Source organism: Leclercia sp. LSNIH1, from assembly GCF_002902985.1.
In the GTDB taxonomy this organism is placed as follows: Bacteria; Pseudomonadota; Gammaproteobacteria; order Enterobacterales; family Enterobacteriaceae; genus Enterobacter.
On sequence record NZ_CP026167.1, the window covers coordinates 4,308,025 to 4,332,501 of the forward strand.

Genomic DNA, 24,477 nt, shown 5'->3' on the forward strand with positions numbered 1-24,477 from the left:
CTGCGCCTGGTGGCATAGCTATGGCCCTCGCGGCCTGATGCTCAGGCCGTCGCAACCTGAATCATCTCGTCGTAATGTTTCTTGTCCACCTCTTCCAGCCACTGGAAGATGTTCCCGATGACGCTGTGGCTTTCGCCTGCCAAGTTTTCTGCGGATTCCTCTGTTATCTCAATAACGTCGCTATGTGAATACTTATTGATAAAGCGGTAGATTTTTTCTTTAAGCTCTGGTGTCGTGATGGTGCAATCTTTTAGGCCAGCCTCCATCAATTGACTAATGTCGCTTCGCCGCCTTGGATATTTGAAGGTAAAAAACGATTCAACAAGCTTTCGGGCGAGGTTGGCGGTCAAGAACGCCTCATCTCGATTGAGTGTCGTGTGCGCCCTATATTCGTAAAGCTTCTTGAAGATATAGTGGTACTCGGAACCGTAGTTCTTGAGTGAGTCGTCGGCATCCACAAGTAGGGAGTGACGAGGGGAGCCAGGTGGCGCATCCAGGCGATAAAAGAAGCAATTCTCGGCGTTGCCTTTTTTGACTCGATTCCTATTGGTGCCAGTGAACCAGTCTCTCACTAGCTTAAAGTAAGTGAAGTTGTGAGTCAGCACAAAAAGTTGCTTGGCTTCAGTGCATTGCGTTCTCAAAAACGAGTAGGCGTGAAACAAGTGATTAGAATCAAAGCTTGAGACCGGATCGTCAACGACGACGATCGTATCCTTGATGTTATTTCCATTTTCTTTGAGCTTCGTGATGAAATAGACAAATGCAATCGCAGTCTTCTCACCTTCGCTCAAATTCCCATCGTGCTCACCAACCCCGTTTCTGATGATCTCATAGCCTTTCTTCTTCTGATTGAAGTTCAGGCAAAGCTCAGAGCGGCCAATGAAGCGATGCAGGATGTCATTGAACTCCTTTGCCCCGACCGTTTCATTCGAGAGCGCCGCTTCTATGGCTCCGACCTCTAGACTAATTTTTTCAATTTCCTTATGGTCGTTCTTTGCTTCTGACTCAAGGTCATTGCACTTCTTCTCACTTCCAGCATAGTCAAACTCTTGCACCTCAGCCGCAGCAAAGTGAAGCTCCAGTGCCACCTTGCTTTTTGAGGTCTCAGATTTGAAATTTGAAGTCTTATTGTTGTGCTTTCCAACGAGAGCAACAATCGACTTCAGGATGTCATTGAAATTGGTGACATCGTCTTCAACCACATCCGAGATCTGAATGTCTGTCTTCCCAGGGTCTGTGATCTTGGCCTTCAGGGCTTCCCGCCAGGCGTCCATTTGCTGGTCGATCTTTTCAGCAGCAGTTGCGTAGTCCTTTTGAAGCTTTTCTGCCTCGGCCGATAGTTCTTTATAAAACTCGGTCGATGCGGGAAACTGATTAGCTGGAGCGCCTTGAGATTCAATCCATGTCGCCGCATTCTGAAGTCGGCTCTGAAACTCCGTGAACTCCTTGCTGAAGTGGGCAGCAAGCGCCTCGGCACGAAGCTGGGCGAACGGAGAGCCGCAGAACTCGCAGGATTGCGAGTCGTGGTTTTTATGGATTTCCAAGCCTGCTTGAACCCATTCGCGGATGTCCGGGTTATCGGTAAGCCGCTGGATTGCTTGATTGACCGCCGTAGTCCCAATCAAATCTCTGATGCGGCCCGCCGCTTTCTTAAAGTAGTCCGGCTCAATGGCCGTTGAGGCGAAAGCAATGCTTGGAAGCTGATCTGGCTTGGCGGCATTCGTAAGGTCGATAACCCTCTCATCTGGAAGAACCGACTCCGCCTTGATAATTGTCTCGCCGTTATTCTGTATGAAGTTGGAGAGCTTGCGGCGGTCGTAATTCAAGTAATAACTGTCGCTCGTATCAATCGCCTGAAGTCCAAGCTTCATTTTCTTGGCAGCATTGGTCAGGAACTTCTCTAATGCCTCACGCTGCTTCTTGATATCGCTTTGCTTGTCGTCGTGAGCCTTCTTTTTCGACTGAAGCTCGCTCTTCAGCTTCTCCAGCTTCTGCAAGTCATCAATCTTCTCTTTCGCAATAAGAAGGATGCTCTTTACGGATTTGTCCCAATCAATGTTCTCATGCACGAAGCGTTGATTGAAAACATGAATATTCAATTGGGATGAGTGGAGTGTGGATTCCGTGATCGTTGAGCCATCCTCCAGAACTACTGAAAATTGGCCCGTGCTGAAGCGGGGAACCATCGAGCGAAGCTCAAAGCAAGAGAATAGATTCGATAACGTTGACTTGCCTGTTCCATTCCAACCATAGACCAGGTTGTACCGGCCGAACTTTTGGATCTTCGTTCCATTGAAGTCGCTGAAGATTCCGAACTGTTTGAGGCGGTTGATGCAGACAATCATCTCTAGATCTCCGTGTTCTTGCTTTCCCATCATTAGCTTGCGAAACAAATGGTAAACGAAGAGTCCTCTTGCGTCTCCGCTTCGCGGATCGCGCTGCTCCAGGTTCGCTAGTCGCTCATCCCTGGCGGGACTGGCTTCGCCAGCCTTCCGCATCGCTGACGCCTACGGCCCGGCTTCCAGCTTCGGGCCTGCGCGCTTCGCTTGCGTGCGGTCAGCACAAAGGGATGGCCGTTGCCTTGTCCAGCCGTCTCCCCTGACTTCATCACCTTACCCGCGACCGTAGCCCGCGCCCGTGTGCCGTCAAGGCGCGCAGGGCCGTGTCCTCGGCTGCGCCTGCGGGCCGCACCCACCCTGCGCTTGGCTCCTTGACGGCCCCCGTCCGCGCGCTCCTTTGGCCGCGGGCGATGAACTCAGGAAAGACGGTGGCAACAGGGCCAACCGGGTTCCTCGTGCCGACCGCACCAAACAGCCGAAAGGCTGGGCTCCGAATCTAGAAATCCGGTGTGCGGTGTGAACAGCAAACCTCTTTTGTCAGGAGAAAGACCATGCAACTCGCATCCCGTTTCGCTTTCCGCTCCCCCTCGCTGCGCAGCGATTACCCGCTGTCCGACGACCAGATTCACCGCGTGGCCCCGTCCATCTTCGCGGATGCCCCGCACGAGAGCCGTTCGCAGCGGTACGCCTATATCCCCACCGCCGCCGTGCTGACCGAGCTTCGCAAAGAAGGCTTCCAGCCTTTCATGGTGACGCAAACCCGCGTGCGCGACGAAGGCAAGCGCGAGCACACCAAACACATGATTCGCTTGCGCCATGCCAGCCAGATCAACGGCGCGGAGGCCAACGAAATCGTGCTGCTGAACTCGCACGACGGCACCAGCAGCTATCAGATGCTGGCCGGAATGTTCCGGTTCGTGTGCAGCAATGGCCTTGTTTGCGGCAACACCGTGGCCGATGTGCGAGTGCCCCATAAAGGCGACGTGGCCGGTCTGGTCATTGAGGGCGCTTACGAAGTCTTGAGCGGTTTCGATCGGGTGAAGGAATCGCGCGATGCCATGCGCGGCATCACCTTGGACGATGGCGAATCCGAAGTGTTCGCCCGCGCCGCGCTCGCCCTCAAGTACGACGACCCCGACAAGCCCGCGCCCATCACGGAATCGCAAATCCTGATGCCGCGCCGCTTCGACGACCGCCGCCCCGACCTGTGGAGCGTGTTCAACCGCACCCAAGAAAACCTGACCCAAGGCGGGCTGCGTGGCCGCAGCGCCAACGGGCGCCGACAGCAAACCCGCCCGGTGCAGGGCATCGACCAAAACATCCGACTGAATCGCGCCCTCTGGCTGCTGGCCGATGGCATGCGCCAGTTGAAAGCCTGAATCCCCACGCGGCAGGGGCAGGCAGCAGCCCTTGTCGCTTTCTTCGCTGCTGCATTCCTGAACCGATAGGAGTTATCACCATGAACGCCGTTACCCAAACCGAAGCCCGCGCCATCAACACCGCCGCCGCTATCCCGCTGGAAGCCGCTGACCCGACCAAGAACCTGATTCTGGTTCCGCTGTCGCGGCTGGTGTCGCGCCCCACTGGCCGCAACGTGCGCAAGACCCCGCGCATGTCCATTCCCGAACTCGCCGCCAGCATCCAGCGTGTCGGCCTGCTGCAAAACCTCATCGTGATTGCCGCCGCCGACGGCGAGCATTACGAAGTCGTGGCCGGTGGCCGTCGCCTCGCAGCGTTGAAGCTGCTGGCGAAGAAGCACCGCATCAGCAAGGAATGGGAGGTGCCTTGCCTGCAGGTGGCCGATGGCACCGCACGCACGGCCAGCCTGACCGAGAACGTGCAGCGCGAAGCCATGCACCCCGCCGACCAGTTCGAGGCGTTCGCCGCGCTGGTGGCCGAAGGCCGCAGCATCGAGGATATCGCAGCGGATTTTTCCGTCACGCCGCTGGTGGTGCAGCGCCGCTTGAAACTCGCCAACGTCTCGCCGCGCCTGCTGGCCGACTATCGCGCCGAGGCCGTGAGCCTTGACCAGTTGATGGCCCTTGCCATCACCGACGACCACGCCGCGCAGGAAGCCGCGTTCTACGATGCGCCGACATGGCAGCGCAGCCCGCACAACCTGCGCGACCGTCTGACCGAACGCGAAATCGACGCCTACCGGCATCCGCTGGTGCGCTTTGTCGGGCTGGACGGCTACGAGCAGGAAGGCGGTGGCATCCGCCGCGACCTGTTCGCGGAGGGCGACAAAGGCGTGTATCTGACCGATGCCGCACTGCTGGAACGGCTGGCGCAGGACAAGCTGGCAGGTATCGCCGCCAAGGTGCAGGCCGAGGGCTGGGCGTGGGTGGATGCCACGCCGGGCATGACCCATGCCGATCTGCAAGCCTTCCAGCGTGCGCCAAGGGAACGCCGCAGTCCGAACAAGCGCGACGCGCAGCGCATCGAGAAGCTGCAAACCAAGCTGCACGAACTGGCCGAAGCCGTGGATGCCGCGCTGGACGACGAAGACGAAGAAAAGGCCGATGCCTTGCAGGAAGAAGGCGAACGCCTGGGCGAGCAGTTGCAGGCGCTGGAAGAAGGCTTGCTGGACTATGCGGCCAATGTGAAGGCCGCAGCCGGTGCCATCGTCACCATCGACCGCGACGGGCAGGCCGCGATTCATCGCGGGCTGCTGCGCGAAGCCGAAGCCAAGGCGCTGCGCACGCTGGAACGACTGCGGCAGGGTTTCGGCAGCGAAGGCGAAGCCGCAAACGAGGACGAAGGCGAGGACGACGAGCAGCCCAAGACCGCCACCATGTCCGACCGACTGGCGCAGCGGTTGAGCGCGCACCGTACCGCCGCGCTGCAAATCGAAGTGGCCCGGCATCCGCAAGCCGCGCTGGCCGCCGTGGTGCATGGCATGGTGCAGACCGTCTTGCAGGAAAGCCACTACGGCCACGACCTGCCGCTGGGCGTGCGCCTCACGGTGCAAGACCGGCTGGAAGGCATGGCCCCGGACTGGCCGGAATCACCCGCCGCCGTGGCGCTGCGCGAACTGCAACAGGTGGCAGGCGAAACCTTGCCGGAGGACAGCGCCGAACTGTTCGCCGCGCTGCTGGCGAAATCACAGGATGAACTGGTGCGGCTGCTGGCCGTGTGCTTAGCTTCCACGGTGGACGTGGTGACGCCTCGCGCCACGCCGCACCAGCCCGGCGCGGAACTGGCGCAGGCCGTGGGGCTGGATATGGCCGCGTGGTGGCAGCCCACCAATGAGGGTTACTTCCGGCATGTGCCGAAGGCCGCGATTCTGGAAGCCGTTGGCGGGTTCGCGCCCTCGCACGTCACCCGACTGGCGAAGTTGAAGAAGGGCGACATTGCCAGCGAAGCCGAACGGCTCGCCGCTGGCACCGGCTGGATGCCCGCCATCTTCCGCACCGAAGGCCCGCAGCAGGCCGGGCAGGACGCGCCGGCGGATGGCGAAGCCGAAGCACAGGAAGAAGCGGCCGCCGTGGCGGATGTCCAGCCGCAGGCCGAGGCTTTGGCCGCGTGACTTCGCACCGTAGATAGCGCCCCGGTTCCGGCCGGGGCGCTTCATATTGAGGATGCCTGCCATGACCCACCAACCCGCAAACCGCCCCCGTATGGCTGCGACCTATGCCTCCGGCACGGTGCGCGCCCGCCGCTGGCACGGCGACGGCGACGTGCGCGGCTACCGTCCGCCGCGTGGCTGGACGGCCCGCGCCGACCTGACCGATCTGCATCCCCTCACGGGCCGCGCCTTGCCGCGCGCCGTGTGGTGGATCATCGAAACCAAGAAATAACGAGCCGCACTGGCCCCAAGCCGTGCCGCCTTGGGGCCGGTGGTCGAAAACTCCGGGCGCGGCGGTGGCCGCGCCCGGTTTCACTGCTAAAAAAAAGCCCCATCGCCGCCTTCGGTCGGCGGCGATGGGGCCACGCACAAGGGCGCTCGTGCGCGAAATCCACGAAGCCAGCAAGTGTGGCGGCGCATCGCGCCGCCAACGATTCGACCGAGCCCCGCCGCAATGGGCGGGGCTGGTGTGGCTACGCCCCGGCTTGCTGCGGCAGGTTGCACGAAAGCGTGCCGTCCCCGACGCTGGCGGTTCGTTGTCTGTACGTCACGAAAGACGGTTCACCGACACGCCGCCCAGCCTCGCTTCTATGGAGCTTCCACACCACGCCTCAGTATGTGGCCGTGAGCTGCGGCAGGGGCGCTCTGGCCTTGTCGTCGGGGCATTGACCTGGCCCGCGTCAGGGCGCAAGCCGGTGCAGCCGTCACGCGGGGATGCCGAGTTGGCCACGTCTCCATTCGGGAGCGGGCGGCCTGTGCGTCCTTGTCTTGTTGTGAATCCTGGCGGTGGCGCGGCTGCGCCTTGGGCTTCATGGCCGCAACCTTGCAGCGAAAACAATTTCCCCTGCGCTGCGCGCATTCCTCGCGGGACAAATTCTTTTCGCTTCCAGGTTCTCCACGTTGTTGCGACCGCTGCGCGGTGCGACCAGCCCATCCCCCGCCGGCCGGATCACAACAAGGACGCACTGGCGCGACCTTGTTCAACCCGAAAGGAGAAACATCATGGCTAACATCGGCACCTTCACCGCAGAGAAAGACGGCTTCACCGGCACGCTTCGCACCCTGACGCTCAACGTCAAGGTCAAGCTGGTTCCCAACGACAAGGGCGACACCGAGAACGCCCCCGACTTCCACCTGCAAGCGGCTGGCCACGAAGTCGGCGCAGCGTGGAAGAAGACCAGCGAGGCCGGGCGGGAATACCTGTCCGTATCCATCGACGACCCTTCGTTCCCGGCGACGGTCTATGCCCGCCTGATCGAGAACGAGGACGGCACGCACGACCTGATCTGGTCGCGCAACAAGCCGAAGGCGGCCTGACAGCCGCTTACCGCGTCCCGCCCACTGCGGCGGGGCGCGATGCTGCTGATCGCAGCACCGCACGCGCAGGATTTCTGCTGCTGCCGCGTGCTGGATACGCCCGTCACCGCGGGCCTGCATGCGTGCCTTGTGGCTCGCAATCCGTGTCAACGAGCGGTGTGTGGCGTGTCGGCGCTGTAAGCGCCGCCGGGCTTTCGGGCTTCGCCCCGTGCCGGCAAGCCGTCACGGCCATCCGGCTTCAATCCCTCACGCCTTCGCGCCTGCGGCGCTGCGCGCTCCGCTTGCTGCAATTCAGTACCACACGCCAACGCGCTACGGCGTGTCGGGCTCTTCCAATATCGCCCTGAGTTCCTGGCGCACCTGTGCCAGCAATTCATCAGCTTCGCGGGTGCTGTCACCGGCATAAGCCAATGTGAGCAGCGTGAGCGGATGCACTTCCATGACCTCGCACAGATCGGCCAGCTTCTGGATGGTTGGGCTTTTCAGGTCGCGCTCCAGCGTGCTCATGTAGGTGCGACTGGACACGTTGGAGAACGCTTCCTGGCTCAAACCACGCGCCTTCCTTACCGTCCGAATCGCCGCTGCCAATGAGTTCTTCGCTGCCACCTATGGTTTCCCCAAAAAACCAAGATGACAGCCCATTGCGCCCTATAGGACTACAATCTATAGTGTTCATTTGGTGGTGATGTTTTCCTTTTCCGTGCTTTTACGGAGATCCGCATCTGCGGATTTCCTCAGACCCAGGGAACCGCGTCCGTGTCTTTCCTGACTTCCACCAATACGCCTTCGTGCCTCTCCGCTTTTGCGGCTTCGTGCGCTTGCGCATACGTGCATCCGTCCGCAGGCACAGATGCGCCTCGGCGATTGCGTGTGTTCGTGGAAGGGGCGCGGCCTTGACCACGCTTGTCACCGAGGAAGACCGGGTGCACCTACTGGCCCACGGCCTCACCCGCGCCGCAGGCCAGGAATGTGACCCGCTGCCCGTGGTGCGCCTGTTCACACCGGACGCACATGCGACCTGGCTATTGGCCGCGCTCGATCCGACCGATGGCGATACGGCCTACGGCCTGATCGACCTCGGGATCGGGATGCCTGCCCTGGCGACGGTGAAGCTGTCCGATCTGGCGTCCATCGTCGGGCCGCTCAAGCAGCCCGTGATACGAGATCGGTACTTCCAGCCGACGCGGCCGCTGTCGGAATACGTTCGACTGGCTCAGGAAAACGGTTCGATCACCGATTGACGCATTCCAGCGCGACCAGGCAAAAAGTATCGCATTGTGACTATTTCGGTCTTAGCCAAGACCTGGCAAGTCTTGATCCGCATGCTTGCACCAGGGTGGTGCGCTCCTGACCAAAACAGTCATGATGCCAGGCGCGAGATTCGGCACGGTGTTCAATGCTGCACCCCATTTCCGGGCGGTGCAGTCGTCGCATTTAGACGATTTCGGCAATGCACTGGAGCGAATCTGTCTTGACACCAGCAGTTAAAGCGTAACCCGAGTTTGATGACCACTTGATGGCGATTCGATAGCTCCCGCACAGCGGAATTGTGGCGACGTTCCCAGAAACAGGGAGGTTTCGCCATGACTGACCGCAGCAGCCAACACTGGTATCCCACGGCCGCGTATCTCTACACGCTGCACCTCGATGGCCCAGCGCTGGCTTGGGAGTATTTGCGCAGGAATGCAAGCTACCGGCGCGACTGGCTACGCCGGCGTCGCAAGCCAGATGCGGCGCAGGCCTGGGGCCTGCGCCTGCTGGAAGATCCCGGCCTGGATGCGCGCGATGCACATCCTGCTTGGTTCCCCGATCACGACGGCGTGGTGCAGCTATACCCCGACGCCGACCCACCACCCGATGCGCATACCTTCGAGTTCTGGCGCATTCCTGGGCGCAAGCAACTGACCCACGACGGCAAGCGCCTGGTGCTTGTATCGCATTGGCCAGGCTGCTGCGTTCGGCTCGCACTCGCACCCGACCTAGAAGATGGCTCGGCCTATCTCTACGCCACACGCGCCTGCGCCACGCCCTGTGCGCGCTACCGCACGCTCGCTGCGAAGCTGGATGCGCTATCTGCCGCAACCGTGGCCGCGCCTGTGGCAACAGCCCGCTCTCGCCCCACGCCCGCCGCGCTGCTGGAACTGCATACCTTGCAAGCGCTCGACGCGACCCTCGCGGGAGCCTCTTTGCGCGAAGTGGCCGAAGGTCTGTTCGGCGCGGATGCCGTCGCGGCCGACTGGCACAAAGACAGTGCATTGCGTGCCCGCGTGCGGCGGCTGGTACGCCGCGGCGATGAGCTGATGCACGGCGGCTACCGCCGACTAGCGCAGCTTCCAATGTTCCCGTCGCATTAGGGGGGACGTTTCTCGACCCGTGCGAATCGTCCCTTAGCAAGAAGCCTTGCTTTCTTGAGAGTGCCTCTATCCGGCCGCGTGGTGTGGCCGGGCTTGATGGAGGTACATCCCATGCGACCTGCTCCCTCGCGGCCTGCCGCCGCTGCCGTCACTGCGACCTCGCAGCCTCAACGCTACCTGACAAACGACGAAGCCGCCGACTACCTGCGGCTGTCGCCGCGCACGCTGGAGAAGCAGCGGGTGATCGGCGGCGGCCCCAAGTTCCGCAAGTTCGGCCGCCGCGTCATGTACGCGGTGTCCGACCTCGATGCCTGGGCCGACCAGCGCAGCTACGAGGCCACGTCCGATCCCGAATACGCCGAGCGCCACGCGGGCGACTACCGTGATGGCCGCTGATCGTCGGCGCGTGGGTGGCCTTCGCCATGTCCAGCCCGCCAGGGCAAGCCTTGCCGCAGCGCGAACAGCTCGATCTGTTCCGAGCGCTGCCGGGCGACATGGCGCCACGCGATTCCCAGGACTTGATGGCCTTTCCGTTCTTCTCGCTTGCCAAGTCGCGGCGCACGGCGCCGATCGACTTCCGCAGCGGGAACGTCACCATTCGCGTGGAAGGCACGCAGGAGCACGGCATCGCAACGATATGGGATGCCGACGTGCTGATATGGGCCGCCTCGCAGATCGTGGAGGCGCGCGACGCGGGCCTGCGCCCGTCGCGCTGGATACGCGCCACGCCTTACGAGATTTTGCGCTTCATCGGGCGCGGCACGTCCCTCAACGACTACCAGCGCCTGAAGGCCGCCCTCGACCGGCTGCAATCGACCACGGTGGCCACGTCCATCCGCGAAACCACGGGAAGGCGCTTGCATCGCTTCTCGTGGATCAACGAGTGGAAGGAACTCGCCGACGCCAGCGGCACCCCGCTGGGCATCGAGCTGATCTTGCCGGACTGGTTCTATGCCGGCGTGCTCGACGCCGCCCTGGTGCTGACCATCGACCCGGCCTATTTCCGCTTGAAAGGCGGTATCGAACGCTGGCTGTACCGCCTGGTGCGCAAGCATGGCGGGCGGCAGGAGCACGGCTGGCAATTCGACTTCCGACACCTGTACCGCAAATCCGGCAGCGCGGCCCGCTTCTCGGACTTCGCCTACGACGTGCGCGCCCTGGTGGCGCGGCAGTCGTTGCCCGGCTACGTCCTCGGCATCGAGCGGATGCCGGACGACAACACCGAGCTGCTGACCTTCCGGCCCGTGCCGCACGCGGCACGGGGATAACTGCGGGAGAACCTGTGGACGGCCTCGTGCTATCAGGAGTACCGGGTATCGTGCTATCAGGAGTACGACCCTCGTGCTATCAGGAGTACGAAAACGCCGGAAAGCCAACAACGGCGCGGGTTTGCGTTCCCTCTAACTTACCTAACAAGAAATACATAACTTTTAGTAGAAGCGCGCCGTTTCGGTGGACAACCACGAAATGGCACGCCCAGGCCGGCTTTCCAGCTCGGAGGGCCGCGCCATGATCTTCGCGTTTCTCAACCAGAAAGGCGGCGTCGGCAAGACCACGCTCGCCACGCACATCGCCGGCGAACTGGCGATGCGCGGCCTGCATGTCATCCTGCTGGATGCCGACCCGCAGGGGTCATCGCTCGACTGGACGCAGCGGCGTAGCCAGCAGGGCCTGCCCCGTCTGTTCAGCGCCGTGGGCCTTGCCCGCGAAACGCTGCATCAGGAAGCGCCAGAACTCGCCAGGCGGGCCGATCACATCATCATCGACGGCCCGCCGCGCATCGCCGCCCTCGCGCGCTCCGCGCTGCTGGCGGCCGAGCGCGTGCTGATCCCCGTGCAGCCCAGCCCCTACGACGTATGGGCTTCTGCCGAGATGGTCGCACTGATCCGCGAAGCACAGGTGTTCCGGCCAGCGCTACGCGCGGCCTTCGTCATCAACCGGCGCGTCAGCACCACCATCATCGGCAGGGAGGCACGGCAATCGCTGGCCGAACAGCCGCTGCCCGCGCTGCGCTCGGAGATCCACCAGCGCATCGTCTTTGCCGACAGCGTAGCCGCTGGCCGGCTCGCCCGCGAAACCGCGCCCGACAGCGCCGCTGCCCGCGAGATCGCCGCGCTCACCGACGAACTGCTGCGGTGGCCGACATGACTGGAAAGCCATCACCACGCAGCAAGCGCGTCGGCATCGGTGTACGTCCCCCAGCGAATCCGCACGCCGAAGCGTGGATTCGCCAGGGCGACGCAGATGCCTTGCAGAAAGGCGACCTCTACACCGCTCGACTGACGCTTGACATCACGCCCGCCATGCGGGCGCGCATCAAGGTGTCGGCCTTCACGCGAGGCGTGACCGTAGCCGAACTGCTGCGCAGCCTGCTGGAGCGGGAGTTTCCCCCGGAGGGCACGCCGTGAACGCATCCGCTTCGACCGCCCACACCCCCAAAGCAAGTGCGCCCACGGCTGCACCGCCGCCGGCGCCTTCGACACTCGCCGGCCAGGCCGGCAACGTGCCGCTGACGCGCGTGGCGCTGACCTACATCGAACCCCGCTTCAAGCTCTACCTGCGCTTCGGCGAACCGGCGCGCACGCTCCAGCTCGACCGCTGGCGGCGCTGCGCCGTGTTCCTGCCGAACGCGGTTCTGTGCCGCATCCGTTGGCAGGCCAACGACTACGGCACGATCCGCTGGCAGCTCATGGTGATGCAGACCGCCACGCCGCTGGACGCCGTGCAACGCATCCCCGGCGTGCAGCCGGGCGCGCGTCTGCTGTTGCACGCCGAAGGCGATGCCAACGTTCGCGCCGTGCTGGAACGCATCGACGACATCGAGGCGCTGGGCATCGCAGCCGCAGACACATCGCCCGCGTACTGGCGCACGCTCGCGAACCGGCTCGCAGCGCGCTCGGCGTTACCCACATACACCACAGAACGGCACGCCGCCTGGCTGGCAGGGAGGGCATTGCCATGACCACGATTTCCACGACCGGCCCCGTGCCGCATCCTCGCTCGCGCCTGCGCACTCGCCTCGTGCTGGCAGGCTTCGCCACCGTCGGCCTCGCTGCGCTGGCCTGGGCTGCGTTCGTGCAGCCCCTGCCGCGAATGGCCTACAACCCGTCCGACAGCGTGGCGGTCGGTTGGTATCGCATCGAACCGTTCGACCCGCGCACCGCCTCGCGGCCACGTCCGCTGTCCGTGGACAGCATCGTGCTGGTGCCGCTGCCCGACAGGGCCGCCATGCTGGCTGCGCAGCGCAGTTACCTACCGACCCGCGTTCCGCTGCTCAAACGTGTGGGCGCAGTCGCGCCACAACACGTCTGCATCGTCGCCGGCCAGGTTCGCATCGACGGCGTGCCGGTGGCCGCCGCCCTGCCTGCCGACCGGCAGGGCCGACCGCTGCCATCCTTGCAGCTTTGCCGCCGTCTCGAACCGGGCGAACTGTTCCTCTTGAGCGTGACCAACCCAGCGTCGTTCGACAGCCGCTATTTCGGGCCGGTCAGTGCATCCACCGCGATCGGCGTTGCGCATCCGATCTGGCTGGAGACACGTCCATGATGGCCGCCGATTCGCTGCACTTTGCCGCGCCTCTCATCGTGCCATCGGGCATGTCGTTCTACTGTTCGTCGCCTTGTCATCGCACGTGCAGTGCGGGTGCATTCGCACCGCACTTCGCGCTGCCTTCGGCGCAGCCGTCCAACGTGCAGGCGTCTTGCCTCGAACGCGCCTGGCCTGCGGCCATTGGCGTGTTCGCCGGCGGGCTGGCTGCTGGTGCAGCAGCGCCGCCGGGCCGCCGATGCCCGGAGCGGGAGCGAGGGGCAAAGGCGGAAGGCAAGACAAAAGGACGCGGCACCGGGCCGCGTCGAAGGCCTGTCTGCACATGGGGGTGGCGCGGCACGGAGCGGCTTTGCCGCCGTGCCGCGTGGGGCGCGAGGCCCGCGCCAATGCAGGCATGTCCGCGTGCTTCGCACGCCCGGAGACGCCGGAGCTTGCCAGGGGCGCTGCCATGACCGACCGCCGCGACGACGATTTCCGGGTGCGCCCTGGCGCGCCGAAGAACCGAGGCAAAGGCCAGGGCCAGAGCTTCGTTTCCAAGGTGCTCAAGCGGGCTGGCAAAGCCAGCGGCGGCAAGTCGGCGGTGCGCCGTCCTGTCGCTGGCGGGAGCGGCCAGCACGCGGGCCAGCGGCCCGGCTCACGGCTTGGGCGCGGCCATACGGCAGCGCGCTTCGCAGGTGCAAAGCTGACACCCATGTCACGGCGCGTGACCGTCAAGACGCTGCTGGTCAACCAGCGCAACGCCAGCCCGCAGTCGCTCGCCAAGCACCTGCGCTACATCGAGCGCGACGGTGCCGGCCGGGACGGCGAGCCGGGCCGTGCCTACGGGCCGCAGACCGACCATGCCGACCTCGATGCCTTCAAGGAACGCTGCCAGGACGACCGACACCATTTCCGTTTCATTGTTTCCCCGGAAGACGGAGCCGAGCTGGACGACCTGCGCACCTACACCCGGCACCTGATGAACCGCATGGAGGCCGACCTGGGAACGCGGCTGGATTGGGTGGCGGTCGATCACTGGAACACCGACAACCCGCACACGCACCTGATCGTGCGCGGACGCGACGATACCGGCAGAGACCTCGTCATCGCGGGCGACTACATCGCCCACGGCTTCCGCCATCGCGCCGCCGAGCTGGCGACGGAATGGCTGGGGCCGCGCACCGAACTGGAGATCCAGCAGACCTGGCAGCGCGAGGTGAAGCAAGAGCGGTGGACGAGCCTCGACCGCACGTTGCAGCGCGAGGTCGGCGAGGATGACCGGGTGCGGATCGAACGCTTCAACGAACCGACGTTGCAACGCCAGCGCCTGCTACTGATCGGCCGGCTGCAACGCTTGCAGCGGCTCGGCCTGGCCGACGAGGTGCAGCCCAGCACCTGGGCCATCCATGCCGACGCTGAGAAGACCCTGCGTGCCCTGGGCGAGCGTGGCGACATCATCCGCACCATGCAGCGCGCCATGAGCGGCCAGCCGCGCGAGCTGGCGGTATTCGAGCCGGCCGACGACGGCCGTACCCTCGTCGGCCGCGTGGCCGCCAAGGGGCTGGCCGACGAGCTGCACGACCGCGGCTATCTGGTCATCGACGGCGTGGACGGCAAGGCCCACTACGTCGCTTTGAACGCCCGCGACGAACTGGCGAGCTACCCCACCGGCGCGGTGGTGGAGGTGCGTGGTTCCGCCGAGGTACGGGCGGCGGACAAGAACATCGCCGCACTGGCGAGCGATGGCCTGTACCGTACCGATCATCACCTGGCGATCGAGCAAGGCCGAGCCAAGCCCGGCCGCGACCCGCAGGAAGTCGTCGCGGCCCACGTCCGACGGCTGGAAGCCCTGCGCCGGGCCGGCATCGTGGAGCGCGTGGCGGAAGGGCTATGGAAAGTGCCGGACGACCTATCCGAGCGTGGGCGCCAGTACGATGCGCAGCGACTGGGCGGCGTGGCCGTGGACCTGAAATCTCACCTGCCGATCGAGCGGCAGGCCCGCGTGATCGGCGCCACCTGGCTCGACCAGCAACTGATCGGCGGCGGCCGGGGATTGGGCGACCTGGGCTTTGGTGGCGATGCCAAGCAAGCCTTGCAGCAGCGCGCCGACTTCCTCGAAGAACAGGGGCTGGCCCAGCGGCGTGGGCAGCGGGTGATTCTCTCCCGGAATCTGCTGGAAACGCTGCGCAATCGGGAGCTGGCGCAGGCCGCCCAGCACATTGCCGCCGATAGTGGGTTGGAGCATCGGCACGTCACAGACGGGCAGCGCGTAGCCGGCATCTACCGGCGCTCGGTCATTCTCGCCAGCGGTCGCTATGCGCTGCTCGATGACGGCATGGGGTTCAGTCTGGTGCCTTGGCGGCCGATAATCGAGCCACGACTGGGGCAGCAGATCGCCGCGACTGTACGCGGCGGCGGTGTGTCATGGGAGGTTGGACGGCAACGAGGTCCTGGGATTGGATAGGGGCCGTAGGCTGTCGTACCGAGTTAAGGTGTCGAGCAGCGTTCTGGCCCTAGCTTCTGTGCTCCGTTAAGGCGACTAGTCTGTGCTTATCGCCGACGCTGTGGGTGCATGGTTGCTTGCCGATTCCGGTGCAACTCGCAAACGCGCTGCCCCGACCTGAACTGCCCATTCAACGATCTGCCCGGCCAACACGTCCGTCGCGACACCGAACGCGCTCACCACATCTGCCTCTCGCTTGCTGCCTGTAGCTTGGATTGCTTCGAAGCGTCTACTGGCAATAGCAGTCCGTTTGGCCGGATCGACCAGTTGCACATCGAGCCGAACCCGAACCGCGGCGATCGCTTCAGTGCCGCGGTATTCGAGCTGGAACGCCCGTAGCGTACTGCGCAACTCCATATCGGCGCTCATTGGCGTGCTATCGGTAATCACCGAAGTCGACCGCCCATCGCGCATGAAGGCTTCGACGATTCGGTCGCGTAGCAGCACCGGTGCGGGGTCGGCCCAACGCACTCCTTGCCAAGCCGACAAGCGACCATCGGGCTGCGCAATGAAAAGCCGCTCCGAATCCAGGACGCGACTACTCTCAGGGGCGTAGACGCGCAGCGCCCCAGGTCCAGGAACGGCGCGTGGCGTACTCTCCGCCTGGGCGATGTGATAGTCGGGCAGTTTGTAGGTGACCATTGGAGCTGTTTTGGGAAGCACACTGCACGCGGACAAGCCGAGTACTAGCGTCATAGTCGCGGCAGCGACGGGAATCATCCTGGCGGAAGTGTTCACGGCTTGGTTTCCTCAATGTTCTCTCCACCGAGCAGGTATTGCGCCGGATTGCGATCCAGTCGGCGCAGCACGGTGTTTAGATTGGCCAGCGCCTGCTGGAGTTCGTGCATGGCAGGGCCTGTGGCGGCCATGCCTTGGTTCAGCGATTCCTGATTGTTTTGCAGTAGCGTCTCAACCCTGAAAGCGGCGCGTTCGAGGGATGCCGTTGCATCACGCGTGTTCACCATGATTTGCTTACCATCGTTATTTAGTAGCAGGTTGGCATCGCGAAGAGTGCTATTTGCTTGGCGCACGGCAGCTGTCGATTCTCTGCTTGCTTCGGTCAGATTGCTGATTAACGTCGCGATCTCGGCCCTCTGGTCAGCGACCGCGCCCGTAGTCTGTTCGAGATTCACTAGACTGCGGTGCACAAGAGCCAAATTCTCCTTCGACAGTAACTCCTGCGTGCGCAGCAAGATGCCGTTGAGTGTCGTCATGCTGTTACCCTCGCCGGAGACCAGGGATGCCATCGCCGAACGTGGCGCGAGGATCAACGGTTCCTCGTCCTCTTTCCGATCCAGCAATGGCACGTTTGGCCCACCGTCGCTCAACTCGATCACCGCGTTGCCGGTAATTCCCGTGATGACCAATTCAGCGCGGGTATCCTGCCGGACCGGGATGGTGGCATTGATACGCACGCGCGCTATCGCCCGCCTTGGGTCAGGCGGCGAAAGAGAAAGTGCAACGACTTCGCCAATCGTGATTCCGCTGTACTGAACCTGGCTGCCGGGCGTAAGCCCGGTCACTGGCTCATCGAACATGATCCGGTAATACTGGTAATCGTGGTCGGAACGTGTGTCGCTGAGCCAGAGCGCGAAGCCGATACCAATCGCACCGAGCAGCACGACGAACAGACCAATGAATACATGATGGGCACGTGGCTCCATGATCAGACCACCTCGTTTTCAGAGTGTAAATATTGCGTGCGCCCAGCCCAATGCGTGCGCGACGGAAGAATGATGCAGATGCGGAAGGGTTTCATGGCTGCGTCTCTTGGCTGGAAGCACCAGTGGCCTGTGCGGCCGCACGGCCACGGGGGCCGTGAAAGTATTCCTGTATCCACGGGTGCTTGAATCGCTCGACTGCCTCGATGCCGTCGTTGATGAGTACCTTCTGGTTCGCCAGGACCGCGACACGGTCGCATATGGTGTACAGCGTATCGAGGTCGTGGGTTACCAGAAACACCGTGAGACCCAGTGCATTGCGCAGGGTCAGAATCAATTGGTCGAAAGATGCAGCCCCGATTGGATCCAGTCCTGCGGTGGGTTCGTCAAGAAACAGGATGTTCGCATCAAGCGCCAAGGCTCTCGCCAGTGCTGCTCGTTTCACCATGCCTCCGGACAACGAGGCCGGATATTTGTCTCCCGCTCCGGCAGGCAACCCCACCAAGCCCAGCTTGCTTCTTGCCAAACGCTCGGCAAGAGGCCGCGCCAGACCGACATGCTCGATTAAAGGAAGAGCGACGTTCTCCAAGACGGTCAGCGATGAATACAACGCGCCCTTCTGGAACAGAATGCCGAACCTTCGCTCCATACGCGCGCGTGCAAGCCATTGGGCTCGCAGTAGGTCGCGCCCCCCGATACGGACCACGCCCGAATGCGGCTTCTGCAGCCCGACGATGCTACGCAAGAGCACGGATTTCCCGGTGCCTGATCCTCCCACCACGCCAAGGATTTCCCCGCGTCGCACGTCCAGGTCCAGGTCCTGATGGACCTGCTGGGTTCCAAACCTGTTGTCTAGGCCGCGCACTTCAATAGCGTGTCGCACACCGTTGTCGGTGTCTTCCTTCACCGCGCTCACCAGCCCATCTCCATGAAGAACAGTGCAGCGATGGCATCGATCAGGATCACCATGAAGATTGATTGCACAACACTAGAAGTCGTGTGGTCGCCTACCGACTCAGCGCTACCGGCGACCTTGAACCCTTCATGGCAGCCGATAGCGGCGATCATCACCGCGAAGAGCGGGGACTTGCTCATTCCGACAAGAAAATGGCGCACCTCGATTTTTTCCTGCACGATGGCAAGGAACTGTGCAGGAGGAATCTCCAAGCTCAGTGCGCATACAGTGGCGCCGCCCACAATGCCAGCCAAGATGCCTACTAATGTGAGCAGTGGCAAGGACACAAGAAGCGCCAGCACGCGTGGCAGCACCAGCAACTCGATGGGGTCGAGCGCGTTGGAGCGAAGCGCATCGATCTCTTCATTTGCCTTCATCGAACCGATTTGGGCGGTATACGCGCTTGCGGTACGGCCTGCAATCAATATGGCCGGGAGCAGCACTCCGAACTCGCGCATGAACGAGAAGGCGACCAGATGCACCGAGAAGATGCTCGCACCGAAGTTGGCCAGCACCGTTGCGCCCAGGAACGCCACCACCATTCCTACCATGAAGCTCAGTAGCGCCACGATGGGAATGGCGTCCACCGCTGACCGCTGGATTTGAGCGATCACCGAGGTCGTGCGCCAGCGACGCGGGTGACGAACGGTACGGCTCCATGTTTCGATGATCTGACCCACGAACCCGGCCAGACCAAGACACGCACGACAGCCCTGTTCCACGGTCAGGCCTATGCGTCCCAGACCGCGGAGCAGAGGATTCCCGCTCACCGCTGCTTTGTCCGTCTTCTGCTGAGCGGTAGCAGCGGCGGCAAGCGCTTTCATTAGGGCGAGGCGATCCGGGGACAGATTTGGAGCTGCCTCCGGCCGGTCGAGTATCGAGTCTGGCCCGAGAATTTCCACCAGCAGAGCCGCGCCGGCGGTGTCCAGTCTCTGGACTTGCGTCCAGTCGAGCAAGGGAGTGGCGTACCCCTCGGCATGGCTGATGCGGGCGGCGGACACGGATTTTGCCAGACTGGCGTAGTGCTCTATCGTCCAGTCGCCACCCGCCAGCCATTTGTGATCACCGCCGACCATGGCATCCTGCCGGAGCCAAGCCTGTGAAGCGTTGCTCATGGCTGCGTGTCCCGCCAAGCGCTGTCGATGCGCTCGATGCAGTTCGTGATCGCCGCTTTGGCATGACCCAGCAATGTGTACGAACCGGCGAACTCTTTAATGACGTTGCCGCGCTCGAAGCAACTGGCGGCAGCAACGCGTCGTCCCGTACTTACATCGACTGCTTCGAACTCTAGGCTGGCACCGCCCGTCGTCACGGGTCCAACCAGCAGGGTCGTCATTGCATTGACTGCCCGATTCGGTGTCTGCAGTTCGGTGACCGCTACACGCACCCGAACCTGTCCCGTGCCACCTGGGGTGGCGGGACTTTTGCCTTCCTGGCGTTTCAGTTCGCTCGTCACATGGTCTAGCACTTCACGCTGCTGCGCGTCATCGAGCCCATCGATGCGACCCGAGGCGGTCTTGATCTGCGCATCTTCCACCACGACAGCGGCATAACGCTTGGGCTCGAATCCCGCTGCGCGGTACATCAGTACGTTCTCGTATCGTGTCGGCGATAACTTCTCGTAGTCGCCGAGAAATCCGGAGCGCGTCATGCTGTTGGTCGCGCATCCAGAGAGCGCGGCTGCTACGCAAAAAAAAATGCCGCCGCGGATCAATGCAGTTTTGCTCTTCATAATGGGTCTCCTTGATCAAACGAAACTAAGACAGGCAATGCCTGCTGCGATGAGGGCGGTGCCAGACCAGCGCGTCACTGATGCGAGATCGCCTAGCAAGAGGGCGCCGATACCCAAGTTTCCAAGTAGCCCGATTCCTGCCCAGGCTGCAGAGGCCGCGCTGATCGGAATCCGCTTGAGCGCGAGCCACAAATCTCCGGCAAACCTGCGCTCGTGATTGGCTTGTACCGCGTCGAACGCCCGGATCATCTCGTCGATCAGTGTCACGAACAAATCGCGTTTGGTCTTGAAATGATAGAGAAACGCCCCTTTGCTCAACCCGGCCCGCACGACGACGGCGTCCAGCGTCAGACGACTGGCGCCTTCCTCCAGCACCAGTTCGCGAGCGGCCTGCAGGATGCGCTCGCGAGTTAGCTGGGCTCCTTGCTGGAGAACGGGCTGCGCATCGGTGCTGCTATGGGCGGTGGACGGGGGGGGCAACTTTGTTTTCGCGCGAGGCGGCATGGTCGTGCTCCAAAAAAAGCTTGAGTCATATACAGTCCAGTCGGTATAGTAGAAGGCGTAAAACAGTCCGTCAAGACTTTTTCGGAATGCAAGGACCTGCCATGTCTCAAATTCTTGAACGCTATCGCCTCATGGCCATGATTTCGCCGCTAATGCTTCTTGCGGCTTGCAGCCATGCTCCGCACTCTGCCGATCCGCCTCGCCTGGATGTACCGGCCCATTTCTCAAATGAAGAGGGAGGTGAAGGCATCCTGGACAAATCATCCCGCCGTACTCTTCCCGTCGACTGGTGGACGGCCTACGGCGATCCACAGCTCAATGTCCTAGTCCGGGCGGCGCTGGAGCGCAACACCGAACTGTCGATTGCGCGCGCGCGCGTCGACGAGGCCTCGGCCGCCACGCGGCGAGCACGGGCCTCCCTGCTCCCCTCGTTGTCCGCGGGCACGCAGGCAACTCGAGGACGCGACTATTCAGAGAACGTTGCGATCGGCAATGATGGCCGCGCCACGTTGTCTGCATCGTGGGAGGCAGACCTGTCGGGGCGGCTTTCGCAGGCAGCAGAAGGTGCGCGCCTGGATGCGGTGGCAGCCGAACAAGCGTGGGTTGCCACGCGTTGGCAGGTCGCGTTTGAAACAGTGTCGGCGGCTGTGCAGCAGCGCCAAGCCAGTGAACTCGAAGCGCTCGCCACGGCGCGGCTGGCATCCGCCGAGCGACTCGTCTTGCTGACACAACGGAAGTTCGAGGCCGGACAAGCTACCGGCTTCGACATCGAGCGAACCCGCTCCGGCGTCGTCGCACTGCGTGTGGAGCAAGAGCAACTTCGGCGTGCGCGCGGCGAGGCGACGCATGCACTTGATGTACTAGCGGGACAAACGCCCGGAGCGTCTGCAGCTTCTCCGACTCTTGCTTCACTCGCCGCCCCCAATTGGACACCGACACGCATACCTGCGGACCTGCTGAGTGAGCGGCCCGACGTGCGCGCCGCCGAAGCGAAGTTCGCAGCCGAAACCGCGCGCTGGAACGCAGCCGAAGGCGAACGCTTCCCTAAGCTGGTGTTGGACCTGAGCGGCGGACGGCAGCGCGTTGAGAGTGCGGGGACGCGCATTACCGGCAACATTTTTTCACTTGGGGCCGGGGTTTCGTTGCCGATCTTCGATGGTGGCGCGATCCGTGCCGGCATCGAGACCGGAGAGGCGCGCAGCCGAGCTGCGCGCGCGGAGTTCGAGCGCACTTTGTTGAGTGCATTGCAGGACGTAGAGAACGCATACCTCGGTTGGCATACGCAGCACGCCGCACTGGAGCATCAGACCGAGGGGGTCGCAGTCGCGGAGCGTCAGCTCGATCGCAGCCGCCGTCTGTTTGAGGCGGGACAAGTGGACGCCACGGTGGTGGCCGAGGCTGAGGCGGGGGTGATGTCAGCGCAGGCTTCGCTGATCCGCACGCGGGCCGAGACAGCCGTGCAATGGGGTGTGCTGGCAAAAGCACTATCCGGCCCACCTGTTTGATCGGGGAAGCTTGCTGGAGCAGCTTGCGAAGGCTAGATAGCGTGGCGCAAGGCGAAGGTGGTGAGGCCTAAGTGAGGAGGAATGCGAACATGGAAATTCGGCATCTGCGCTACTTTCTAGCGGTGGCAGAGGAACTGCACTTTGCCCGAGCCGCAGAGCGCCTCCACATCGAGACATCGCCGCTGTCGCGCGCCATCAAAGAGCTTGAAGAGGAGTTGGGCGTAGCGCTATTTGCGAGAACCACTCGGAGCACCCGCTTGACTCGTGCAGGCAGACTCTTCTTTGAGAGCGTACCCCGTGTCTTCGCAGCTTTGCAGCAGGCGCGCGACAGTGTGAACGCCGCAGCCAATGGCTTTCATTGCCAGCTCCGTATTGCATTGTCTGATGGAATCACGCCATCGCGCCTGCCTGCGTTGTTGGCGCTCTGCCGGCAGGAAGAGCCGGAAGTGGAAGTTCGCTTCTTCGAAGTGCCTTTGTCACAGCAAATCAAGGGATTGTGTGGCGAACTGTACGATCTCGGCTTCGCTCAATCGGATGAAGTCGGCGAAGGCATCATCGCCGTGCCGGTGTGGAGTGACCCTCTGATGGTAGCTGTGCCCGCACGGCACCCCTTGCTATCCCACAAACAGATTCCCCTGGAAGAGCTGTTGCGGTATCCGCTGGTGCTCTGCGACGCGGTGGCGTGTGAGGGCCATGCTCGGCAAGTTGAACGGGTGCTACGTCGCGTGGACATTGAGCCTCTAATTGCCGAACGCGTGACTTCCAGCGATCTAATGATGGTCCTGGTTTCGGCGGGACTTGCACTAGGCCTCACAGGAGGTGCGCATATTACTGCCAGCAGGGAACAGGGTGTGGTCGCACGGCCGCTGACTGGAGGTTCGCCCATGCTCACGACCTATCTGCTACGACCGGCCAGCGAGCCGTCAGAAATACTGACTCGCTTCATGGAACGCGTTCATTCGATCAAATCTCCAGACGCCAAAAGTCGGCGGTAAACCATCACACAATCTCCCAAGGAAACTTAACCATGAAGAAGATTGCTCTCATATTGCTTTCCTCGACACTGGCAGCCTGCAGCCCATCCGGGAAACCAGATAAAGGCAACCTTCCGACGGTCGATGAATTAGCGCTCAATCCTGAGCGGCTGAAAAAGTTGCGCCAGCAATGCAAGTTGGATCGTCCTATGCTGGGCGACCAACTATGTAACCGGGTTGCCGAGGCTACGCGAAAGCGCTTTTACGAAGATGGCGATGTGCCCTACACCACACCTAAAGAGCCGCCGAAGTTCTAAGCTGGTGGTCACGCTGGAGTATGTATGCCGGATATGAAAAACTTGAAGGAGAATTGCAATGGGCTGGATCTATCTTGTTTTGGCTGGATTGTTTGAAATCGGATGGCCGGTCGGGCTGAAAATGGCGCAAGAGCCAACATCGCGTTGGAGTGGGGTCGCAGTAGCCGTCTCTTTCATGACAATTAGCGGCGCCTTCCTATGGCTTGCTCAGCGTCAGATACCGATTGGGACTGCTTATGCGGTGTGGACGGGTATCGGAGCGGCGGGAACGTTCTTAGTCGGAATTCATTTCTATGGCGACCCAACCTCCCTGATGCGATACCTTGGCGTGGCGCTGATCATCCTGGGCGTTATCACGCTCAAGTTATCGAGTTGAGTACTAGCTCCTTTGATAGCGTAGTCACTGGGACACCCTGCGACACAGACTGGATCGGGTTCTGGGAACTCGCACGGTCACCTCCTCCTAGTCGTTATATGTGGTGAGCTTGCCGCAGCCTCGGGAGAGTTCGAGCCAGTGCGCGTAAGGCGGTGGAGCAGCCATTCCGGGTGCTCCACCTTCAGCTCCTGCAAAGGTGGAGAAAGAGTGTGGGTTGGCTAGCATGGCGCGGCCAAGAATCACCAAACCCATCTACCTGCCAGCGATCACGTGCTCGGCCATTCGCGGATCGTCGATGCCCCAACTCACTGCCACAGGTAGCCCAGTCTCGCGGCTCATGCGTTTGGCAAAGGGGCTGACGCGACGGCCGGCAACCAGCGGCTGGCCATTCGCTTCCTTGACATTAACCAGTCCGGCTCGGCCGTGGCAGGCCGCCGCGACCACCCTGCCGTCAGCCCAAGCGCCCGACAGCAGATTGACGAGCGCCCCGCTCCGGGTAAGTCCCACATGGTGCCATGGCCGCCGGGCAGGAACATCACCGCACCCCCTTCCGGGGCGATGCTGTCGATCTTCAGCGAGCCTTCGAGCTTGTCCATCGACACCTTGTCATCGAGGAAGCATTCCACGCTCGGCGGGTTCATGCCTTCGCTCGCTATGGAATGAGGATCCACCGGAATCTCGCCGCCGGCGATTGACGCAATATCCACATTGGCACCTGCATCGACCAAGGCGTAGTACGGGGTGGACTGTTCCTCGAACCACACGCCGGTCAGGCGCGGGTCGTCGCCCATCGTTGCCTGCGAAGTCAAAACCAGCAGAATCTCGAGGGGAGTTCCCATCATGGTTT

The 24,477-nt window shown here is 62.4% G+C and carries 27 protein-coding genes; 18 read left to right on the plus strand and 9 right to left on the minus strand.

All coding sequences use genetic code 11. From position 1 onward, the window contains the following. Positions 1-41: 41 nt before the first annotated feature. Positions 42-2,498 carry an ATP-binding protein gene (locus tag C2U54_RS21255; RefSeq protein ID WP_016487840.1) on the minus strand — a complete coding sequence of 819 codons (2,457 nt, stop codon included), beginning with the start codon at positions 2,496-2,498 and terminating at the stop codon, positions 42-44. A 392-nt stretch (positions 2,499-2,890) separates the two neighbouring features. Here C2U54_RS21255 and C2U54_RS21260 point away from each other — a divergent pair, with 392 nt between their 5' ends. The 5 genes from C2U54_RS21260 to C2U54_RS27515 all read left to right on the plus strand — a co-directional run bounded on the left by C2U54_RS21260 (position 2,891) and on the right by C2U54_RS27515 (position 7,404). Further along, positions 2,891-3,718: a DUF932 domain-containing protein gene (locus C2U54_RS21260; RefSeq protein WP_003092327.1), complete on the plus strand. Its 828-nt coding sequence runs from the start codon at positions 2,891-2,893 to the stop codon at positions 3,716-3,718. A gap of 80 nt (positions 3,719-3,798) precedes the next feature. Next, a complete protein-coding gene (locus C2U54_RS21265) occupies positions 3,799-5,868 on the plus strand; it encodes a ParB/RepB/Spo0J family partition protein (RefSeq protein WP_006379606.1) in 2,070 nt (689 codons plus the stop codon). Positions 5,869-5,929: 61 nt separating this feature from the next. Continuing rightward, positions 5,930-6,139 (plus strand): hypothetical protein, encoded by a 210-nt coding sequence (locus C2U54_RS21270; protein WP_016487839.1) that lies wholly within the window; start codon positions 5,930-5,932, stop codon positions 6,137-6,139. Positions 6,140-6,909: 770 nt separating this feature from the next. After that, a complete protein-coding gene (locus tag C2U54_RS21285) occupies positions 6,910-7,224 on the plus strand; it encodes a DUF736 domain-containing protein (RefSeq protein WP_001273857.1) in 315 nt (104 codons plus the stop codon). A 39-nt stretch (positions 7,225-7,263) separates the two neighbouring features. Beyond that, entirely contained in the window at positions 7,264-7,404 is a 141-nt protein-coding gene (locus tag C2U54_RS27515) for a hypothetical protein (protein ID WP_001641504.1), read from the plus strand. Positions 7,405-7,536: 132 nt separating this feature from the next. Here the strand turns inward: C2U54_RS27515 and C2U54_RS21290 are convergent, their stop codons facing one another. Beyond that, positions 7,537-7,773 carry a hypothetical protein gene (locus tag C2U54_RS21290; RefSeq protein WP_000076429.1) on the minus strand — a complete coding sequence of 79 codons (237 nt, stop codon included), beginning with the start codon at positions 7,771-7,773 and terminating at the stop codon, positions 7,537-7,539. Positions 7,774-8,117: 344 nt separating this feature from the next. Between C2U54_RS21290 and C2U54_RS21295 the strand changes: the two genes are divergently transcribed. The 9 genes from C2U54_RS21295 (at position 8,118) to C2U54_RS21345 (ending at position 15,567) form a co-directional block, all read left to right on the plus strand. Beyond that, positions 8,118-8,465 (plus strand): DUF2958 domain-containing protein, encoded by a 348-nt coding sequence (locus C2U54_RS21295; protein ID WP_016487838.1) that lies wholly within the window; start codon positions 8,118-8,120, stop codon positions 8,463-8,465. A 342-nt stretch (positions 8,466-8,807) separates the two neighbouring features. Next, positions 8,808-9,578, plus strand: coding sequence for a DUF2285 domain-containing protein (locus tag C2U54_RS21300; RefSeq protein ID WP_006379424.1), 771 nt, complete (start codon positions 8,808-8,810; stop codon positions 9,576-9,578). A 111-nt stretch (positions 9,579-9,689) separates the two neighbouring features. After that, positions 9,690-9,974 (plus strand): helix-turn-helix transcriptional regulator, encoded by a 285-nt coding sequence (locus C2U54_RS21305; RefSeq protein WP_001247107.1) that lies wholly within the window; start codon positions 9,690-9,692, stop codon positions 9,972-9,974. 50 nt (positions 9,975-10,024) lie between these two features. Continuing rightward, on the plus strand, positions 10,025-10,846 hold the full coding sequence (locus C2U54_RS21310) for a replication initiator protein A (protein WP_022580213.1): 822 nt from the start codon (positions 10,025-10,027) through the stop codon (positions 10,844-10,846). A 241-nt stretch (positions 10,847-11,087) separates the two neighbouring features. Further along, positions 11,088-11,726: a ParA family partition ATPase gene (parA, locus tag C2U54_RS21320; protein WP_003092312.1), complete on the plus strand. Its 639-nt coding sequence runs from the start codon at positions 11,088-11,090 to the stop codon at positions 11,724-11,726. Beyond that, the gene (locus C2U54_RS21325) at positions 11,723-11,986 is read left to right on the plus strand and encodes a hypothetical protein (RefSeq protein ID WP_022652187.1); all 264 of its coding nucleotides are present in this window, start codon (positions 11,723-11,725) and stop codon (positions 11,984-11,986) included. Before parA ends, C2U54_RS21325 begins: the two co-directional genes overlap by 4 nt. Further along, a complete protein-coding gene (locus C2U54_RS21330) occupies positions 11,983-12,540 on the plus strand; it encodes a DUF2840 domain-containing protein (protein ID WP_006379346.1) in 558 nt (185 codons plus the stop codon). Before C2U54_RS21325 ends, C2U54_RS21330 begins: the two co-directional genes overlap by 4 nt. Then, positions 12,537-13,124 (plus strand): S26 family signal peptidase, encoded by a 588-nt coding sequence (locus C2U54_RS21335; RefSeq protein WP_006379345.1) that lies wholly within the window; start codon positions 12,537-12,539, stop codon positions 13,122-13,124. Before C2U54_RS21330 ends, C2U54_RS21335 begins: the two co-directional genes overlap by 4 nt. A gap of 448 nt (positions 13,125-13,572) precedes the next feature. Then, complete coding sequence (locus tag C2U54_RS21345) at positions 13,573-15,567, plus strand: relaxase/mobilization nuclease and DUF3363 domain-containing protein (RefSeq protein WP_016487835.1); 1,995 nt, start codon at positions 13,573-13,575, stop codon at positions 15,565-15,567. 75 nt (positions 15,568-15,642) lie between these two features. Here the strand turns inward: C2U54_RS21345 and C2U54_RS21350 are convergent, their stop codons facing one another. From C2U54_RS21350 to C2U54_RS27800, 6 genes are all read right to left on the minus strand, one after another. After that, on the minus strand, positions 15,643-16,248 hold the full coding sequence (locus C2U54_RS21350; RefSeq protein ID WP_223231737.1) for an ABC-type transport auxiliary lipoprotein family protein: 606 nt from the start codon (positions 16,246-16,248) through the stop codon (positions 15,643-15,645). Between the two features lie 92 nt (positions 16,249-16,340). Then, a complete protein-coding gene (locus C2U54_RS21355) occupies positions 16,341-17,270 on the minus strand; it encodes an MlaD family protein (RefSeq protein ID WP_016487833.1) in 930 nt (309 codons plus the stop codon). Between the two features lie 91 nt (positions 17,271-17,361). Further along, positions 17,362-18,183, minus strand: coding sequence for an ABC transporter ATP-binding protein (locus tag C2U54_RS21360; protein WP_016487832.1), 822 nt, complete (start codon positions 18,181-18,183; stop codon positions 17,362-17,364). After that, a complete protein-coding gene (locus C2U54_RS21365; protein ID WP_016487831.1) occupies positions 18,180-19,337 on the minus strand; it encodes an MlaE family ABC transporter permease in 1,158 nt (385 codons plus the stop codon). The genes C2U54_RS21360 and C2U54_RS21365 overlap by 4 nt, the downstream gene beginning before the upstream one ends. Beyond that, positions 19,334-19,954, minus strand: coding sequence for a DUF3313 family protein (locus tag C2U54_RS21370; RefSeq protein WP_016487830.1), 621 nt, complete (start codon positions 19,952-19,954; stop codon positions 19,334-19,336). The genes C2U54_RS21365 and C2U54_RS21370 overlap by 4 nt, the downstream gene beginning before the upstream one ends. 15 nt (positions 19,955-19,969) lie before the next feature. Beyond that, positions 19,970-20,458, minus strand: coding sequence for a TetR family transcriptional regulator (locus C2U54_RS27800; protein WP_022652185.1), 489 nt, complete (start codon positions 20,456-20,458; stop codon positions 19,970-19,972). 101 nt (positions 20,459-20,559) lie between these two features. Between C2U54_RS27800 and C2U54_RS21380 the strand changes: the two genes are divergently transcribed. The 4 genes from C2U54_RS21380 (at position 20,560) to C2U54_RS21395 (ending at position 23,630) form a co-directional block, all read left to right on the plus strand. Next, complete coding sequence (locus C2U54_RS21380; RefSeq protein WP_016487825.1) at positions 20,560-21,963, plus strand: efflux transporter outer membrane subunit; 1,404 nt, start codon at positions 20,560-20,562, stop codon at positions 21,961-21,963. A gap of 89 nt (positions 21,964-22,052) precedes the next feature. Continuing rightward, complete coding sequence (locus tag C2U54_RS21385; protein WP_006378999.1) at positions 22,053-22,958, plus strand: LysR family transcriptional regulator; 906 nt, start codon at positions 22,053-22,055, stop codon at positions 22,956-22,958. A 32-nt stretch (positions 22,959-22,990) separates the two neighbouring features. Then, entirely contained in the window at positions 22,991-23,254 is a 264-nt protein-coding gene (locus tag C2U54_RS21390; protein ID WP_016487824.1) for an EexN family lipoprotein, read from the plus strand. Positions 23,255-23,312: 58 nt separating this feature from the next. Next, positions 23,313-23,630, plus strand: coding sequence for a DMT family transporter (locus tag C2U54_RS21395; RefSeq protein ID WP_000539741.1), 318 nt, complete (start codon positions 23,313-23,315; stop codon positions 23,628-23,630). 335 nt (positions 23,631-23,965) lie between these two features. Here C2U54_RS21395 and C2U54_RS21400 read toward each other — a convergent pair whose 3' ends face one another. Beyond that, positions 23,966-24,472 carry a hypothetical protein gene (locus tag C2U54_RS21400; RefSeq protein ID WP_006378996.1) on the minus strand — a complete coding sequence of 169 codons (507 nt, stop codon included), beginning with the start codon at positions 24,470-24,472 and terminating at the stop codon, positions 23,966-23,968. Positions 24,473-24,477: the final 5 nt, after the last annotated feature.